This is a genomic window from Sporosarcina sp. SAFN-010 (genome assembly GCF_059415065.1).
This window is the reverse complement of sequence record NZ_JBPFDS010000014.1, coordinates 76,207-92,072: the sequence shown is the minus strand read 5'-3', so window position 1 is coordinate 92,072 and position 15,866 is coordinate 76,207. Positions and strand designations below refer to the sequence as shown.

At 41.1% G+C, this 15,866-nt stretch carries 22 protein-coding genes; 17 read left to right on the top strand and 5 right to left on the bottom strand.

Annotated elements, in window-relative coordinates; genetic code table 11:
• Window positions 1–164 precede the first annotated feature (164 nt).
• The 5 genes from ACR65F_RS14950 to ACR65F_RS14930 all read left to right on the top strand — a co-directional run bounded on the left by ACR65F_RS14950 (window position 165) and on the right by ACR65F_RS14930 (window position 2,413).
• Window positions 165–617 (top strand): GNAT family N-acetyltransferase, encoded by a 453-nt coding sequence (locus tag ACR65F_RS14950; protein ID WP_039043549.1) that lies wholly within the window; start codon window positions 165–167, stop codon window positions 615–617.
• 69 nt (window positions 618–686) lie between these two features.
• Window positions 687–1,007, top strand: coding sequence for a DUF3784 domain-containing protein (locus tag ACR65F_RS14945; protein WP_440504893.1), 321 nt, complete (start codon window positions 687–689; stop codon window positions 1,005–1,007).
• Between the two features lie 87 nt (window positions 1,008–1,094).
• The gene (locus tag ACR65F_RS14940; protein WP_440504892.1) at window positions 1,095–1,391 is read left to right on the top strand and encodes an RNA polymerase alpha subunit C-terminal domain-containing protein; all 297 of its coding nucleotides are present in this window, start codon (window positions 1,095–1,097) and stop codon (window positions 1,389–1,391) included.
• 72 nt (window positions 1,392–1,463) lie between these two features.
• Window positions 1,464–1,970: a GrpB family protein gene (locus ACR65F_RS14935; RefSeq protein ID WP_440504891.1), complete on the top strand. Its 507-nt coding sequence runs from the start codon at window positions 1,464–1,466 to the stop codon at window positions 1,968–1,970.
• A 29-nt stretch (window positions 1,971–1,999) separates the two neighbouring features.
• Complete coding sequence (locus tag ACR65F_RS14930; protein WP_039043545.1) at window positions 2,000–2,413, top strand: VOC family protein; 414 nt, start codon at window positions 2,000–2,002, stop codon at window positions 2,411–2,413.
• 78 nt (window positions 2,414–2,491) lie between these two features.
• Here the strand turns inward: ACR65F_RS14930 and ACR65F_RS14925 are convergent, their stop codons facing one another.
• The 3 genes from ACR65F_RS14925 to ACR65F_RS14915 all read right to left on the bottom strand — a co-directional run bounded on the left by ACR65F_RS14925 (window position 2,492) and on the right by ACR65F_RS14915 (window position 4,324).
• Entirely contained in the window at window positions 2,492–3,520 is a 1,029-nt protein-coding gene (locus tag ACR65F_RS14925) for a DUF4097 family beta strand repeat-containing protein (protein ID WP_440504890.1), read from the bottom strand.
• Window positions 3,513–3,836 (bottom strand): PadR family transcriptional regulator, encoded by a 324-nt coding sequence (locus ACR65F_RS14920; protein ID WP_440504889.1) that lies wholly within the window; start codon window positions 3,834–3,836, stop codon window positions 3,513–3,515. Before ACR65F_RS14920 ends, ACR65F_RS14925 begins: the two co-directional genes overlap by 8 nt.
• A 293-nt stretch (window positions 3,837–4,129) precedes the next feature.
• The gene (locus tag ACR65F_RS14915; protein ID WP_440504888.1) at window positions 4,130–4,324 is read right to left on the bottom strand and encodes a YjcZ family sporulation protein; all 195 of its coding nucleotides are present in this window, start codon (window positions 4,322–4,324) and stop codon (window positions 4,130–4,132) included.
• Window positions 4,325–4,557: 233 nt separating this feature from the next.
• On the opposite strand from ACR65F_RS14915, the gene ACR65F_RS14910 reads away from it, so the two are divergent.
• Entirely contained in the window at window positions 4,558–4,824 is a 267-nt protein-coding gene (locus ACR65F_RS14910; RefSeq protein ID WP_039043541.1) for a hypothetical protein, read from the top strand.
• Window positions 4,825–4,898: 74 nt separating this feature from the next.
• Here the strand turns inward: ACR65F_RS14910 and ACR65F_RS14905 are convergent, their stop codons facing one another.
• Window positions 4,899–5,687 (bottom strand): DUF2268 domain-containing putative Zn-dependent protease, encoded by a 789-nt coding sequence (locus ACR65F_RS14905; protein ID WP_440504887.1) that lies wholly within the window; start codon window positions 5,685–5,687, stop codon window positions 4,899–4,901.
• 126 nt (window positions 5,688–5,813) lie between these two features.
• On the opposite strand from ACR65F_RS14905, the gene ACR65F_RS14900 reads away from it, so the two are divergent.
• The 9 genes from ACR65F_RS14900 (at window position 5,814) to ACR65F_RS14860 (ending at window position 12,160) form a co-directional block, all read left to right on the top strand.
• Entirely contained in the window at window positions 5,814–6,533 is a 720-nt protein-coding gene (locus ACR65F_RS14900; RefSeq protein ID WP_440504886.1) for a class I SAM-dependent methyltransferase, read from the top strand.
• A 17-nt stretch (window positions 6,534–6,550) separates the two neighbouring features.
• Window positions 6,551–6,994, top strand: a complete 444-nt coding sequence (locus tag ACR65F_RS14895; RefSeq protein WP_440504885.1) for a GNAT family N-acetyltransferase — start codon at window positions 6,551–6,553, stop codon at window positions 6,992–6,994.
• A gap of 202 nt (window positions 6,995–7,196) precedes the next feature.
• Complete coding sequence (locus ACR65F_RS14890; protein WP_039043537.1) at window positions 7,197–7,580, top strand: VOC family protein; 384 nt, start codon at window positions 7,197–7,199, stop codon at window positions 7,578–7,580.
• A gap of 48 nt (window positions 7,581–7,628) precedes the next feature.
• Window positions 7,629–8,027, top strand: coding sequence for a VOC family protein (locus tag ACR65F_RS14885; protein ID WP_039043536.1), 399 nt, complete (start codon window positions 7,629–7,631; stop codon window positions 8,025–8,027).
• A gap of 55 nt (window positions 8,028–8,082) precedes the next feature.
• On the top strand, window positions 8,083–8,622 hold the full coding sequence (locus ACR65F_RS14880; protein WP_440504884.1) for an isochorismatase family protein: 540 nt from the start codon (window positions 8,083–8,085) through the stop codon (window positions 8,620–8,622).
• 82 nt (window positions 8,623–8,704) lie between these two features.
• On the top strand, window positions 8,705–8,845 hold the full coding sequence (locus ACR65F_RS14875; protein ID WP_440504883.1) for an RAxF-45 family protein: 141 nt from the start codon (window positions 8,705–8,707) through the stop codon (window positions 8,843–8,845).
• Window positions 8,846–8,931: 86 nt separating this feature from the next.
• Window positions 8,932–10,545: a ribosomal protection-like ABC-F family protein gene (abc-f, locus tag ACR65F_RS14870; RefSeq protein ID WP_440504882.1), complete on the top strand. Its 1,614-nt coding sequence runs from the start codon at window positions 8,932–8,934 to the stop codon at window positions 10,543–10,545.
• A gap of 14 nt (window positions 10,546–10,559) precedes the next feature.
• Window positions 10,560–11,096 (top strand): P-loop NTPase family protein, encoded by a 537-nt coding sequence (locus ACR65F_RS14865; RefSeq protein ID WP_440504881.1) that lies wholly within the window; start codon window positions 10,560–10,562, stop codon window positions 11,094–11,096.
• Between the two features lie 92 nt (window positions 11,097–11,188).
• Window positions 11,189–12,160 (top strand): ring-cleaving dioxygenase, encoded by a 972-nt coding sequence (locus tag ACR65F_RS14860; protein ID WP_440504880.1) that lies wholly within the window; start codon window positions 11,189–11,191, stop codon window positions 12,158–12,160.
• A gap of 604 nt (window positions 12,161–12,764) precedes the next feature.
• Here the strand turns inward: ACR65F_RS14860 and ACR65F_RS14855 are convergent.
• A complete protein-coding gene (locus ACR65F_RS14855) occupies window positions 12,765–13,586 on the bottom strand; it encodes a squalene/phytoene synthase family protein (RefSeq protein WP_440504879.1) in 822 nt (273 codons plus the stop codon).
• Between the two features lie 190 nt (window positions 13,587–13,776).
• On the opposite strand from ACR65F_RS14855, the gene ACR65F_RS14850 reads away from it, so the two are divergent.
• Window positions 13,777–14,229: a MarR family winged helix-turn-helix transcriptional regulator gene (locus tag ACR65F_RS14850; RefSeq protein WP_440504878.1), complete on the top strand. Its 453-nt coding sequence runs from the start codon at window positions 13,777–13,779 to the stop codon at window positions 14,227–14,229.
• A complete protein-coding gene (locus ACR65F_RS14845; protein ID WP_440504877.1) occupies window positions 14,226–15,836 on the top strand; it encodes an MDR family MFS transporter in 1,611 nt (536 codons plus the stop codon). Before ACR65F_RS14850 ends, ACR65F_RS14845 begins: the two co-directional genes overlap by 4 nt.
• Window positions 15,837–15,866 lie beyond the last annotated feature (30 nt).

The window sequence follows — 15,866 nt, the reverse complement described above, 5'->3', positions numbered from 1 at the left end:
GCTCCGTTCAGTTAGTATGTTCTCTCTATCCAAACACGCTCATTGGATTGTGTCCACTTTCTATACTATCTTCATTACATGTCGAAACTGCTAACATGAAATAGGGAAATCATATTTCATAATTATGATTTATGGTTTTCGCGATGTAAGGAAGGTGATAAACGTTGAAGATCCGGAAACTGAAAGCGAATGAAAAATCTCCAGTAGACTTATTATTGTTGGCAGATCCATCGATAGATATGATTAAAGAATACGTGGAGAAAGGTGATTGTTTTGTAGCAGAGAGTGAACAACGGATTATTGGTACCTATGTGTTGTTGCAAATAAGTTCTGGAAATGTTGAGTTAATGAATGTGGCGGTAGCAGAAGATTTACAGGGGAGAGGTATTGGTAAGAAATTGGTGTTGAATGCTATTCAAGTGGCTGAAAACCAAGGATACACTACTCTTCATGTCGCAACAGGTAATTCAAGCATAGGGCAGTTAGCGCTTTATCAAAAGTGCGGATTCAGGATAGTTGGTGTAGAGTCAGATCATTTTATCATTCATTATCCGGATGCGATTTTTGAGAATGGCATCCAGTGTAGGGATCGTATCCTGTTGACGCGAAGTTTGTGAAATTCATTTAATAAAACTGATATGTTTGTGCTGTTATAGGTTGAAGATAGCTGAAAAAGGTGGGGTTAGGTGGTTGTATCCATATTATTAATCTTGTTATTTTCAGGATTGGGGACGCTCTTTATCAACGGAAAAGGGGCGGATCTTATTGCTGGGTATAACACGATGACAGAGGATGAGAAGGCTACTTACGATACAATTGGATTATGTAAGTTTATGGGGAAGATGATGTTTGCGCTATCTTTTAGTATGGTGTTTTGGATCATGAGTGACATTCTTAATAATCCTTGGCTACTGTACTTTGGTCTGGCGTTATTCCTCGGCATTATAGTTTTTATGATTATATTTACGAATACAGGTGAACGATTTAAAAATAATGGTACTTCATGAGAGTAGCAACTTTAGCAAGTATACTTAAGACTATCATGAAGCGAAATGAGTTACAGAAACAGGGTTGAATAGAAAGGGGGACTTCGTGTGAACAAATCTGTTGGAGATTTGAGAACTTGTGACAAAGGGCATCAGTATTATAAGAAAAGTGATTGTCCAACTTGTCCAATGTGTGAAAAGGAACGAAAACCAGAGAGTGGCTTTCTCTCGCAACTATCAGCACCAGCAAGGCGTGCAATAGAAAATAACGGGATCCATTCACTTGAGATCCTCGCTTCGTTTTCTGAGAAAGAACTCTTACAGTTTCATGGACTAGGACCTGCTTCGATTCCTAAACTAAAGGTAGCACTGGAAGAACAAGAGATGAGTTTTAAGCAACCATGATACAATTTTGTTGTTGATAATGAGGAGGTAATTGCTATTATTTTAGGCTTAGTTAGAGGTGAAATCCAACTTGTGGATCCTCAAGTAGGATGGAAACCTGAATTTCAAAAGACTCAGCAGGAAATCCACGAGGCAACTGGACTAAATTTCAACCGGATTGAACATATCGGCAGCACTTCGATTAACGGGATCAAAGCAAAGCCAATGATCGATATCGTACTTGGAGTGGATGACATCCATCATGTATCTGTTGAATTGTTAAAGAGTTTGAGGGCCATTCAATTTTATCGTCTCCAAGTCGTTCTAGAAAATGAAGTCGTTCTCGCGAAGTTTTTGGATAATGGAGAGTTGGATACGAAAACCCATATTATTCATCTCGTAGAATACGAAGGTCAGAAGTGGAATGACCTTTTATCATTTAGGGATCAGCTCAATGCGTCGGAATTGTTAGCTAAGGAATACGAAGCGCTGAAGCTGAGTTATTTGTTGACAGGTAACGAGGATATGGATGACTATACAATGTATAAAGAGGATTTTGTCAAACGTATAGTGGGTAGAAATAAGACTACTGATTCATAAAACAGGATGTACTCAGAAGGAGAACGACAATGGATTATGAACTTGATCATATCGGAATTGCTGTCAGAAGTATTGAAGAAGCGCTTCCTTTTTATCTAGATGTTTTGAAGGGATCGTTGGAAGATCGGTACACGAGTGATCTACCTGGTGTAGAAGTGCACGTAGCAGTGGTTCAAACCAATGGACAAACCATTGAACTACTGGAACCGACAAATCGAAACTCACCGATTGCGAGGTTTATTAAGCAAAAGGGGAAAGGTGTTCACCATGTCGCGTATCGAGTTGACGATTTAGACAAAGCAATTCTGGACGCTAGGGAAAATGGCATTCGTTTTCTTGAAGACACGTTACGTACGAACGCTCGGGGAAGACGGCTCATCTATTTAAATCCAGCATCTACAGAAGGAACATTATTTGAGCTGTGTAGCTATCCTCAAGATTAATGCCCAATATTTCAACGCAAAAAAAACAGAGACACGTGATCTCTGTTTTTTTGTTCTATATTCTCCTAGAGATCAAACTTATTGAACGGTAATTTTTCCATTATCTGATCTTAGGCGGATTTTATGCTTCCCTGCTCCAAATTCGGTACGTGAGTTGTTTTCGCCGAACACGTCAACTCGCCCATGGGCGGTTTTCGTTTGAATGGTAACATTTGTCGGCTTTACCTCAGATTGAATCAGTATGCTGCCGTTGTCTGTTTGCATATCAATGTTGCGATCCAGACTATTGGTGAGCAGTGTAATTCGGCCATTGTCGGTTTCACCGACGATGTTTCCGTTTACGTGACTCAGCTCAATCCGTCCGTTATCTGTTTCTACACCAATTGCATCTGCTTCGACATGACGCATTTCGATCCGACCATTATCAGTTTTTGCGATGATCCGGTCTGATTGTGTATTCGTGACTTCTATCCGTCCGTTGTCCGTTTTAGACTCGAGTAATCTAGTTGCAATTTCACTCAATTGAATACGCCCATTGTCGGAATAAACTCGAAGTGATTGACTTAGCAACTTTTCTGCACAAATTCTTCCATTGTCCGTTTTCAAGGAAATGGCATCATACAGTTTCTTAGGTATCGAAATTTTCAAGATTACACTTTTCATTGAAAAACTGAACATCATCAATCTGGGGCGTAGACTTTTCAGCTTAACAACAAGTGTAGTCCCATTCACATCAGCGGACAATTTCAACTTGTCGTTGCTCCCCGTCAATTCCACTGTTGTGAAATGGTCTTCAGAAGGGAACAGGAGGAGTGCCCCGTGTTGAACATCAATGGATATGTCTTTGAAACTATCATCTTGGATGTGGATGACTTCACTAGTTGCATCTGTTTGAACTACTTTACTTGGCTCAGGGTAAGATGCGAGCAGTTCATTGGCAATTGAGATAGGAGAACCTAAAGACCCTGTGATTTCTTCATCTGATTTACCGTCTTCTCGACCGTCAACGAAGTATTCCCGAATGTCCTGTACAATGTCCTGGCGTTCCTCTATAGGAATCCGGCTCAACAATCCTTCAAGTTCCGTAATGTATTGTTTTTCAGTCATTTTTGATACCCTCCTTGATAAGTGTGTTGACGCCTTGAGAAAAATGCTCCCATTCTTTTAGTTGTTCGTGGAGATATTTACGTCCTGTATCCGTCAACTTGTAGTATTTACGTGGCGGACCTTCCTTGGATTCTTTTAGGTATGTCGTGAAATACCCTTCTTTTGTTAATCGACGTAACAAGGGGTAGACAGAACCTTCTGAGATCGCGATTTGATCTGAAATCTTTTGAACCAATTCATAGCCATAGCGGTCCTGTTTGTCGAGAAGGACTAGTACGCAAAGGTTCAGGACACCTTTCTTAAACTGGATGTTCACAAATGTTTCCCACCTTTCACTACTGTTTAATGAACAGTACCAACTTAAACAAAGTACCATTACTAATAGAATATCACTCGGTAGTGTTCATTGCAAGGTACTGTGATAAATTTTATTGCCTATTTTTGTGTCTAGTAACTATTGAGTGCATTAGGAGTAGCAGCTTTAATTATTGAAATAATTGTTTTTGTAAGGCTTAAGCAAAAACTAGTATCCCTCATTAAAAATCATGATATATGAAAAGGCTGAGTCCCATTGTCATTTCATCCAATGGGGCTCAGCCTGTTATTCGATTAGCAATCGTTTTTGTGATGATGATGATTGTCATTGTTATTAGAAGCATAAGAAGCACCGATAATGATAAGTAGAATGAATAGTACAACTAGTAGCGCAAAACCGCCTCCGTTACCTCGACCTCCGCAATTTCCACCTTGGTTACCGTAACCTCCGTATCCGCCATAGCCGCAAGGATCACATCCATAACCCATAGTTTTCACCTCCTCAAACGTTCAGCTTTAAAAGAGTAGTCATAAGCAGTTCGAGTAAATGGGTATCAGATCCGCTCATACCACCTCCACGTTGCCTATGTTGATAGAGTATGCCGTTAGCAAATCAGTGACCGGGACATTCACACAATTCATTACTATTTGGGTGTTGTCCCTTTCCTAGAATCGTATGCGTTCATATACTGCTAGAGGGTGACTTAGATAGGAGGGTGAAAATGGCGAAGGAAAATATGTATCAGATGTGTAACCGTCATAGAGGGAAAGCAGTAATGATTCGTACTAAAGATGGCAAGGAACATCGCGGAATTATCCAGCATGTGGATAATCGACAAGTTTATTTGCAACCAATGAATGGCGGTAGGAATTTGGGTGGATTCGGATATGGATATGGCGGATATGGATATCGTGGAAGAGGTTTTGGACTAGGAATCGCGTTAGGTGCAATTGCAACGCTAGCAATAGTCCCTTTCTTTTTTTGGTGATTTGTTGATGCTTGACTAGGAAGGCAGCACTTAGCATTAGGTGTCGCTGCCTTCCTAGTTTTTCTTGCGAAAAGCTATTTCGACGGATGAAGGTTTGCAATGATTTCTGCGTTTACTCTTAATAGATCGACTGTACATAATTGGTTGGTATTTAAATAGTCTTCTACCAAATAATAGCCAACACAATACCCCGCCATTTTAGGAAAACCCCGCCATCCGTATAAGAGTTGGTTGTGTAATGGGTGAGATTTCCTTAGTTTAATTTTAGGTAAGATGGTTTTTTTCCAAATCTTTTCGATTTTTTCTTTGGAATAAAGTTTTGTCCATGACGCTGTAAATGCCCCACCTAGTCGTTCACGTACAGCATGCTCGGCTAGTCCTTCTAGAATAATAGAGTCCAGTAAGGTGAATGAATTCTCTGCTTTTTTTGTATGCCATAACCGACAAACATGATTGTATTCATGGATGAAAAGCGCTTTCAATTCATGTTCTGATATCGTTTCAGGTACGAATAGGAAGAGTTTATCTGAAAATGCTAACCCCGCTTTTCCATTCGTTGCACTCATTAACTTCTTATCAGCAGTGTTTGAAGGCAAAATAACAATGGGAACATCAGGACCCTTCCATTTTTTTTGAAGCGCTTGGTGCTCCTTTTCCACAATCGTCCAAACGTCATTGACTTCCATGGTATCAACCAGTGCAGTACCACTTTTATCTAGTTCCTGATACATCCCATGCAAACGAAAGTAATCATGGATTTCTAAAGCAGAAACTCCAGGGAATAATGGTTTCACCTTTTTACATAACTCTACAGGATCATGATAATGGTCTATCAGCCACTCATTTGTTCTCATAACAGGCATCGCAGCACTCCTCCTAATAATAGTGTATGCATTTGTTCACTAGAGGACTCTTGTAACCGGGTTTATGGATGAGGAGGATTGTTCTTCTAGCGCGTATTTGCATATCTATAGCAGGAGAGGAAGTGAATGTGTTTGGGGAAAACATACTTAGATTGTCTAGCGGCATTTGGGATAGGAGGAGCTCATCCAGGAGGTCTTCAACTCACTAAAAATTTGTTAGCCAATGAAAGGTTCGATGAAAACATGGTTGTGTTGGACGCAGGATGCGGGACGGGGCAAACAGCTGCATATCTTTCAAAAGAATTTGATTGTCAGGTTCTAGCAGTAGATTTAAATCCATTGATGGTCGAAAAAGCTAGGGAACGTTTAGTGAATTTGCAGAAAGATATATGTATCGAAGTTGCAGATGTACAAAGTTTGTCCTATGAAGAAGGTTCGATTGACGTGATCCTCTCTGAGTCGGTAATTTCTTTTACAAACCTCACAATTAGTATTCCTGAGTTGACAAGAGTCTTAAAAAACAACGGAAAGCTTTTCGCAATCGAAATGGTTTTAGAACAACCGTTGAGCGCTGATGGGAGGAAAGAGATCACAGAGTTTTACGGGATGGATCAAATTTGGTCTGTGAATGAATGGATGAGGGCTTTTCTTGCGGCAGGTTTAACAATTGAGTCAATCGAAGTTCCTGAACTAGAGACCGATATTGATGACATTGAAACTGCCACTGATTTTTCACTATCAGAATCGATAGATGAAACGTTTCACGATATTTTAAACCGGCACGTGGTATTGACGGAAAACTATAAGGACCAATTAGGTGTACGTATTTTTAAATGCACGAAGTAAAAGAGTGGAGGGGAATAATGGAGATTCGATTGGCTAAGGAGAAAGAAATGTTAGTGATTTTATCTCATTGGAAAGCTGTAATGTCAGAAGCTACAGCAGGTTACTTAGACAAGAACCCAGAAAGTGAACTCACACCCCTAGCTCCTTTTTTTTATAATGACTTCGATTATTTGGTTTATGTGGCAGAGGGAACGGTTCAAGGTTGGATTGGAACAGGAGAAATACGCGATGTCCATATTCAGGAATCGAAAGGGTTCATATCCGAACTTTATGTACTCCCTGCGTACCGCAAACAGGGGATAGGCAGAAAACTTTGTCAGGAAGCAATCAAAAAGTTCAACGAAGCAAACTATGACTCGGTTCAATTAAACGTGTTCAAAGGAAATGATGCAAAGTACCTTTACGAGAATCTAGGGTTTACTGAAGTGAGTTGTCTGATGGAACTAAGTTTGGACTCGTAAATCGTGTATTTTAGTCCTATAACTCTAATAGATCCTCATCATACATGTATTTAGAGTTTGCAAAGGTGCCAAGGGGATGTGAGGTAATCCTTTGGCACCTCCACTAAAATAAAGGACTATCAAGAGTTGGCAACGAATGAATGAAGAATTCCACTAGTTATTGATATAATGGAAGCTGCAAACATCTGAAGGAGGCGGAATTATGATTCAAAAAATTGGTCAAGTTATGGTATACGTTTCTGATCAAGATAAAGTAAAAAGGTTTTGGGTGGAGGATTTAGGTTTCAGTGTCATTTCAGAGGAAGACAACGGAGAAGGTATGCGTTGGATTGAAATCGCACCAACGAATGATTCAGAAACAAGTATCGTTCTTCACGACAAAGAGCTTATATCGAAGATGCAACCAGAATTGAATGTGGGAACACCTTCTATTATGTTTGTGACGGACAAGCTAGACGAACTTTATGAGAAACTCACCACCAAGCAAGTGACTGTAGGCGAATTAGTAAGCATGCCGTCTGGACGCGTTTTTAACTTTGCAGATCCAGAAGAGAATTACTTTGCAGTGATAGAAAAAAGTGAATAATAGGCGTGTGGAATAAGGTTTTAAATATACTGAAAGGAGTGGTAGTCGATGGGAAAAGTAACACCTTTCCTAATGTTTCAAGATGGTAACGCAGAAGAGGCTATGATCTTTTACACATCACTAATAGCGGAATCCGAAATTAGCAACATCACCCGATATGGTAAAGGTCAATCAGGCGATGAAGGTAGCGTCATGAAAGCGACGTTTTCATTGAAAGGACAAGAATTCATGTGCATAGACAGTAATGTAGCTCATCAGTTTACCTTTACCCCTTCTTTTTCGATCTACATCAAATGTGATTCTGAAGAGGAAATTAGCCACTTATACGAAAATCTTGTGAAGGATGGACAAGCACTCATGCCGCTAGACAATTATGGATTCAGTCAACAATTTGGATGGGTGAACGATCGTTTTGGCGTTTCATGGCAATTGGATCTTCCTAATTAATAAATGGCTATGAAGGAGTAGTGCGTACAGTCTAAAAAGAGGTAGGTGATCATTGATGAAAGCACTATTAGTTATCGATGTGCAAAATGGTATTGTGAACTACGGGGACTTTACCGAGGAACTTGCGTTCATTCAAAAAACAATTCTTGAATTTAAAACTAAGGATCTTCCTATTTTCTTCATGAAGCATCTCGATAATGAGGAAGGAAGTTCCCTGTTAGAAGGATCAGAAGGGACCGAATTACATGACGCGGTGAAGGAGTTCGCTGATATCGTGATTGAAAAACGGACGCCTAGTTCTTTTTACAAAACGAACTTAGCCGAGCGTTTGAAGGAAGCTGATGTGGATCATCTGATTATCACGGGTTTTAACACGGAATATTGCTGTATGTTCACATCCATCGCTGCCTTTGACCGGGGATATAAGGTAACCTATATTGAAAACGCGACAGGTACGATGAATACAGGTGAAACGTATGGTATGAAAGGATTTGACATAAAGGATTTTGTGGAAACGGTCCTCCATTGGTCAGATGCCATTGAAGTCATCACGTATGATGAATATGTAGAGAAATATGTAGGCGGAAGTAAATGATTTCTTACGATCCGAGTTTTCTTGCAAGTCAATCAATATCGTGGTAGACTAATATTAACTAATCTGAACGGAGGTGGAAAGAATGAACAAGACAGTCGCGCTGACAGGTGTACAAGTAGATACTGCTATGTATTTTGCACGTGTCATAACTTTCGATCTTTTGGAGAACGGGATACGTATGTCCATTTTTACAAAACCAAAAAATCAAAGCGCAACTGATTAACTTCATTCTTTTCACGAAAAGACTGCTTGTTAACGGGCGGTCTTTTTTGTTTGCCCGAAATCAGTGCGCTCCTGGAGGCACTCACAATGCATATTAAAGCGGAAAATCTAACAAAATCTTTTGGCGGTACAGTTATATTGGAACAACTAACCATGGAAGTGAAGTCCGGAGAACATGTTGCACTCGTTGGGCGAAACGGTTGTGGAAAAACGACACTATTAAGTTTGCTTGCGCGAGTTGAATCTCCTGACGAGGGTCGCATTATTCAAGCGAAGGACAGCAAAATCGGATATTTGCATCAGATTCCTTCCTATCCAGATCACCATGTTAAAGATGTTTTGCTAGAGGCGTTTAGTGAGCTGTTAGCAATCGAACGCCGCATGAAAGATCTTGAATTACAAATGGCTACTGACGTATCAGAACGAATTCTTAGTCAATACGGAGAACTACAAGAGACGTTTATGGAACTTGGCGGCTACGAGATGGAATCCAAGTTAACGAGCATCTCGAATGGATTAGGGATTACGCACTTCTTCCAGCAGAAGTTTGATGCGTTAAGCGGTGGAGAGAAAACAAAAGTGATGTTGGGTCAAATCTTGCTGAAAAACCCGGATATCCTTCTTCTGGATGAACCGACAAATCATCTAGATCTATCTGCGATTGAATGGCTGGAGCAACACATTCAACAATTCCCAGGGACAGTCGTACTCGTTTCTCATGACCGCCAATTCATGAACCGTGTCGTTGGAAAAGTCATTGAGTTAGAAGACGGACAATGTTGGCTGAGTCACGGGAATTATGATGCATTTCTATTCAATCGTGAAGCTAAATTGGAACAACAATTTTCGGAGTACAAAGAGCAACAAAAGAAAATCAAGAAGATCAAGGAAGCAATTCGTAGACTTCGTCAATGGGCAAATGAAGCGTCGCCCCCAAATCCGGATCTATTCCGCAAGGCGAAGACCATGGAGAAAATGCTTGCAAGAATTGAGGTCGTAAAAAAGCCGAAAACGGAGAAAGCGATGCGACTGCGTTTAGAAGCAAGTGACCGTAGCGGAAAAGAAGTCGTGCGGATCGAACAGTTAACACATCGCTTTTCCTTAGAACAGCCACCGATTTTTGATGGGATTTCAATATCTGTATATTGGCAAGACCGTTTAGCGATAGTTGGAAATAACGGAACCGGGAAGTCCACACTTTTGAAAATGATATTGAACCAGTTAATGCCGTCTGAAGGTCGAATTCACATAGGCAGCAATGTCACAATCGGATACTTGGCTCAGCAATTTGAAACGCTAAACGATGAATTGCGTTTGATAGATGCCTTTCGTGAAGAAATATCGATGACGGAACCCGATGCTCGACACGTTCTCGCGCAGTTTCTGTTTTATGGTCATGACGTTTTTAAGAAAGTGAAAGACTTAAGTGGAGGAGAGAAGATGCGACTTCGCCTCGCGCAGCTCATGCAACAAAATATTAACTTGCTTATTTTAGATGAACCGACGAATCATCTGGATATTGAGAGTCGGGAAGTCCTGGAAGATACGCTTGAGAATTTTGAAGGTACAATGATTGCTGTGAGTCACGATCGTTATTTTCTGCAAAAACTATTTACGAAGATTGCATGGATTGATCAAAAAAAGATGACTGTACATGATGGAGATTTTGAATTTGCACAGCGAAAGCAAGGTGGGCAATAAATGAGGAGGTCGTTATGCGAAAGATTCTAGTGATGGGCATATCTGCGGGTGCTGGGAAATCGACAGTCGCCCGGACCTTGGGAGAAAAGCTTAATTATCCAGTTACATATTTGGATAGTTTATATTTTGAACCTGGTTGGAAAGAGGTTAGCGATGAGGTTTTTCAACAGCGACAAGTAGATGCGACCTTGGGTGCTACTTGGGTTATAGAAGGAAACTATTCCAGAACACTGCCAGTGCGAGAAAAGTATGCGGATACCGTTGTTTATTTGGAACTCCCTCTTTACCTGTGCTTGTATCGTGTAGTCAAACGACGGATTCGATATCATCGTCAAACGAGACCTGATATGGGAAAAGAATGTCCTGAGAAATTGGACTGGGAATTCCTTAAGTATATCGTAACTACGTATAGACGGCGAAAAGTGGATATGCGGGGACGGATGCGACGATATGTAGAAGAAGGAAAAAAGGTGTTCCGTCTTCAATCACGGCTACAAATTCAAGATTTTCTTCAGAAACTAGAACAAACAAAATTAGACGAGCTGCCTTAGCAGTTCGTTTTATTTGTGTTTGAATATAAATTTGGGTATTATTATCTTGAATTAAGAGTAATTTCCGCGAGATATGAGGGAGGAATTTATTAATGGAACTAAAAGGAATACATCACGTTTCAGCGATTACTGCTAATGCTGCAGATAATTTATATTTTTATACAGAAGTCATGGGGATGCGTCTTGTGAAAAAGACAGTTAATCAGGATGCTCCTTCGATGTATCATTTGTTCTACGCAGATGAGGCGGGGAATCCGGGAACAGAGTTAACGTTTTTTGAAATTCCTCGCGCCGGTGCTACGCGAACTGGAACAAATAGTATTTCATTAACTTCATTACGAGTTGCGTCCGACAAAGCGTTACAATTTTGGCAAGAGCGATTTACAAAGTATGGAGTTAAACAAGAAGAGATAACAGAACAAGTGGGACGAAAGACGATTCGTTTTACAGATACTGAAGGACAGCGACTTATGCTTGTTTCTGATGAAACAAATGTGGGAGTTGTGGGAGGATCACCTCAAGTTCATGATGAAATCCCTAAGGAATTCGGGATTATTGGTCTTGGACCAGTCACTTTAACAGTTGCGAATGGCGAATTGACAAGACAGTTAATAGAGGGAGTTCTGAAATTTAGACCAGTTGCTACCTATCCTTCTGATAGAGACGGCCAGTGTGATGTTGTCGTTTACTCAACAGGAGAAGGGGGAACCGGAGCTGAGCTTATTCTTGAAGAGCGCACGGATTTACCGACTGAACGACCAGGACGTGGGAGTGTGCACCATGTTGCATTACGTGCAGCAGATCAGGAAGAACTTTCACAGTGGATTGCTCGACTTACAGAGATGCAGGTCCCGCATTCTGGATTCATCGACAGATTCTATTTCCGCTCAGTTTATATTAAGGATCCTAATGGCTTGACGATTGAACTCGCAACCGATGGACCTGGGTTTGATACTGATGAACCGTTTGAAACTATGGGTGAGTCCTTAGCATTACCGCCATTCCTAGAATCTCGACGCGAGGAAATTGAAAGTCGACTCAAGCCATTAGGTGGAGGAAACTGATGTGTAGCCTGCTTCTGTGGAGCTGGAAGTTTTCATTAAATGAGTAATATGATGATAGATTTTTAATGACAAGTTCAGGTTTATGAGTGGGAATTGGAATTTATGATCACGATTCAGAGTTTATGAGCGGAATGCGGGATTTATGATCATGATTCAGAGTTTATGAGCGGAATGCGGGATTTATGAGCATGATTCAGAGTTTATGAGCGGAATGCGGGATTTATGAGCACAAACCAGAGTTTATGAGCGGAATGTGAGTTTTATGAGAGCAAACCAGAGTTTATGAGCGGAATGTGAGATTTATGAGCACAATCCAGCGTTTATGAGCGGAATGCGGGATTTATGAGAGCAAACCAGAGTTTATGAGCGGAATGTGAGTTTTATGATCACGATTCAGAGTTTATGAGCGGAAATCGAGATTTATGATCACAATCCAGTGTTTATGAGCGGAATGTGAGATTTATGAGCACGATCCAGAGTTTAAGAGCGGAAATTGGGATTTATGATCACAAACCAGAGTTTATGAGCAAAATCCACGATTTACGATCAGCACGCCAACACTAGCGATCACCAAACGAAAAAGAGCAGCCGCAGCTGCTCTTTTTTACGTGGTCTCTTTTAAAATTTCATCTACCGTTGCATTCACTTCGTCGCGTTTCATCTTCTCATCGCCTTTTTCAAGCGCAGACAATGTCTTTTTCGCGAGTGCTAAGGGGATTTTGCAAAACAACATGATGTTTTTCGTTTCGATCTGCTTCATATATGCATCCGCCATGTCTAGATTTTCTCTGGCGTAGTCAAACAAATCATCACGCGTCCATCCTTCTGGTAAGAAGCGGACACCTCGTTCTGCGTCTTCGTCCTGATTACGCAACATATTGACTGCTTGCAAGCCGCGACCATACCCGATAGCTAGCTCGCGATCGGTGATTGTGCCATCGTATTGCTCCCAAATGTCTGAGAGCATGACACCTACAAGTCCTGCGACGTAGTACGTATACTCATCCAAGTCTTCTTTTGTTTCAATTTGGAAATCTTTTTCAACCCATTTTGCCATACCATCCGCCATAATTGCAGTGACATTGCGGACATTTTCATACAACTCCGGTGGACATACAGCGAGCCAATCGGCTAAACGGAGTGTCACTTCAGGTAACTGGCCTTGAACAGGTTTTAAGAGTTCATCATAGTCTGCTTCGTTGAATCCGTTTCGAAGAAGTTCAGCTGTAGCTCGAAGTAAAGCAGTCTTTTTCACAGGATCTAGTTGTTCGTGGTCTTCGATTTCATCAATTGCACGGAGGCATAGATAAGCAGAGCCGACCGTTTTACGAAGAGTTGGGTTCAGTAATTTAATCGGTATGTAGAATGTACGGCTCGTTGCTTTTAAAACGCGCATCGCATCTTTTTGTAGGGCAGCTTCATTCATGTCAAAATCCTTCTTTCCATAATACGATGTAGTAGACTCTAGTGTTTATATCATACCGCTTACTCACGGTCATTTCCATTGAAAGCCTCTTAAAGGGTTGACGCAGATCTTATTAGAACTTATACTAATAAATACTTCAATGATTAAAGTATTTAACGAGTGAAATAGATTTGAAAGTAGGTGGCGCATTATGCCCGAAAGAAGTTCAAAGGATTTTGTAAGGTTTGAAGAATTATTCTGGAATGTGACTCGGGAAATGGGGAAGATGTGGAAGCAAGTTTTTGAATCACATTTACCAGGATCGCAGTCTCACTTAGTATTTACACTAGCACGTAAAGGGCCATTGAAAATGTCGGAGCTGGCGCAAATTCTCGGATTGACAGCTGGAGCTGTGACCGCTGCTTCAGACAAACTCATCGATCATGGATATGTGACTCGAATCCGTGATGAAAAGGATCGCCGAATTGTCTATTTGGGAATCACTGACGAAGGAAGAGAAATGCTACAGCAGTTGCGCGAGGTTGGTAGAACGAAGATGACCGAAGCGTTTAGTCATCTAAATGAAGAACAATTACCGATAATTATCGAGATTTTTGAACAGGCAGCTGGAAATATATCGAATATGAAAGGAACTGAAAAATGAATCACTTAACAGCGAAGCAAAAAGTGACCATTATGATTGCAATCATGACGGCGATGTTTTTCTCAGCTATCAACCAAACGATTATCGGCGTTGCCATGCCACGAATCATTTCACGTCTTGGCGGAATGGATTATTACACGTGGGTCATCACGATTTACTTGCTGACTATGGCTGTTGCAACGATCCTTGTAGGGAAACTGTCTGATATTTACGGTAGAAAACCGTTTCTACTTGCGGGTATCGGAATCTTTATGGTCGGTGCGTTCCTGTCAGGATTTTCGTCGACGATTTTCCAACTCATCATTTTCAGAGGTATCACAGGAATCGGTGGCGGTGTTATTATGTCTACCGCGTTTACTGCAGTTGGGGATTTATATTTACCAAGAGAGCGGGCGAAATGGACGGGGGCAATGAGTGGAATCTTTGGGGTTTCCAGTGTCCTTGGACCTTTGATGGGAGGATACATAGTCGATCACCTCGATTGGCATTGGGTCTTCTGGATTTTCTTGCCTCTGGGAGTAGTAGCATTTGTGTTGATTGCAAAACTGTTCCCTAAAGTGCCGAGAAGAGAAGGCGAGTCAATCGATTACTTCGGATCTCTATTTTTAACGGTTACGATTGTATCTCTCTTGCTTGCATTCAGCTTGGCAGGTGAAGGAGTAGGCAAATACGCATGGTCTTCTTGGCAGATCATTGGACTCTTTGCATTGACAATTATAGCGTTGATAGCGTTCATAATTACTGAAAGCAAAGTCAAAACCCCTGTTTTGCCACTTTCACTATTTAAAAATGACATTGTTACCATGTCCAATATCGCTGGGTTTTTATTAGGCGCGGGTATGATGGGGATTATGATTTATACGCCGTTCTTCATCCAAGGTGTAAAAGGAATTTCTCCTAGTGGATCAGGATATATTATGATGCCAATGTCGATTACAATGGTGTTTGCAACGACGTTCGCCGGAGGTTTCATGACGAAAACTGGGAAATATAAAGGGTTGGCCATCATAGGATTAGCTATTGGAGCCATTGGCATCTTTTTAATGAGTTTCATTACTATCAACACACCAGTTGCGTTACTCATTACTTATTTGTGTATCGTTGGGATTGGTCTAGGACTCAGCATGCCCGTATTTTCACTCACAGTACAAAATGCGGTTAGCTTGCGACAACTTGGTGTTGCCTCAGCCTCCTCGCAGTTGTTCCGTTCTCTTGGGAACACTGTCGGAATCGGGATTTTCGGAGCTATCATGAGTTCAGTCATGACAAAAAAGATGACCTCTGAATTCTCAGGTCAGGGCGATGGAGCGCTATCTACTTTGCCTCCTGAAGAAGCTGATAAAATCGGTCAGCTCATGAATCCTGAGATTTTATTGGATGTCCCAAGACTTGAAAAACTAAAAGCAAGTCTACCAGCGGATATTCAACCGATTGCAGAACAGCTGGTTGGAACGGTTAAAGGGATATTCAGCGAAGCAATTACGACAACTTTCTTTGTGGCTGCTTGTATCATGGTAGCTGGCGTAATCGTTGCAGTATTTTTACGTGCGATTCCACTTGTCTCTGCAAATGATTCTTTACCAGCAAAACAACAAACTGAAAAGTAATACGAAATCAGGTGTAGCCTTGCCGTGTTG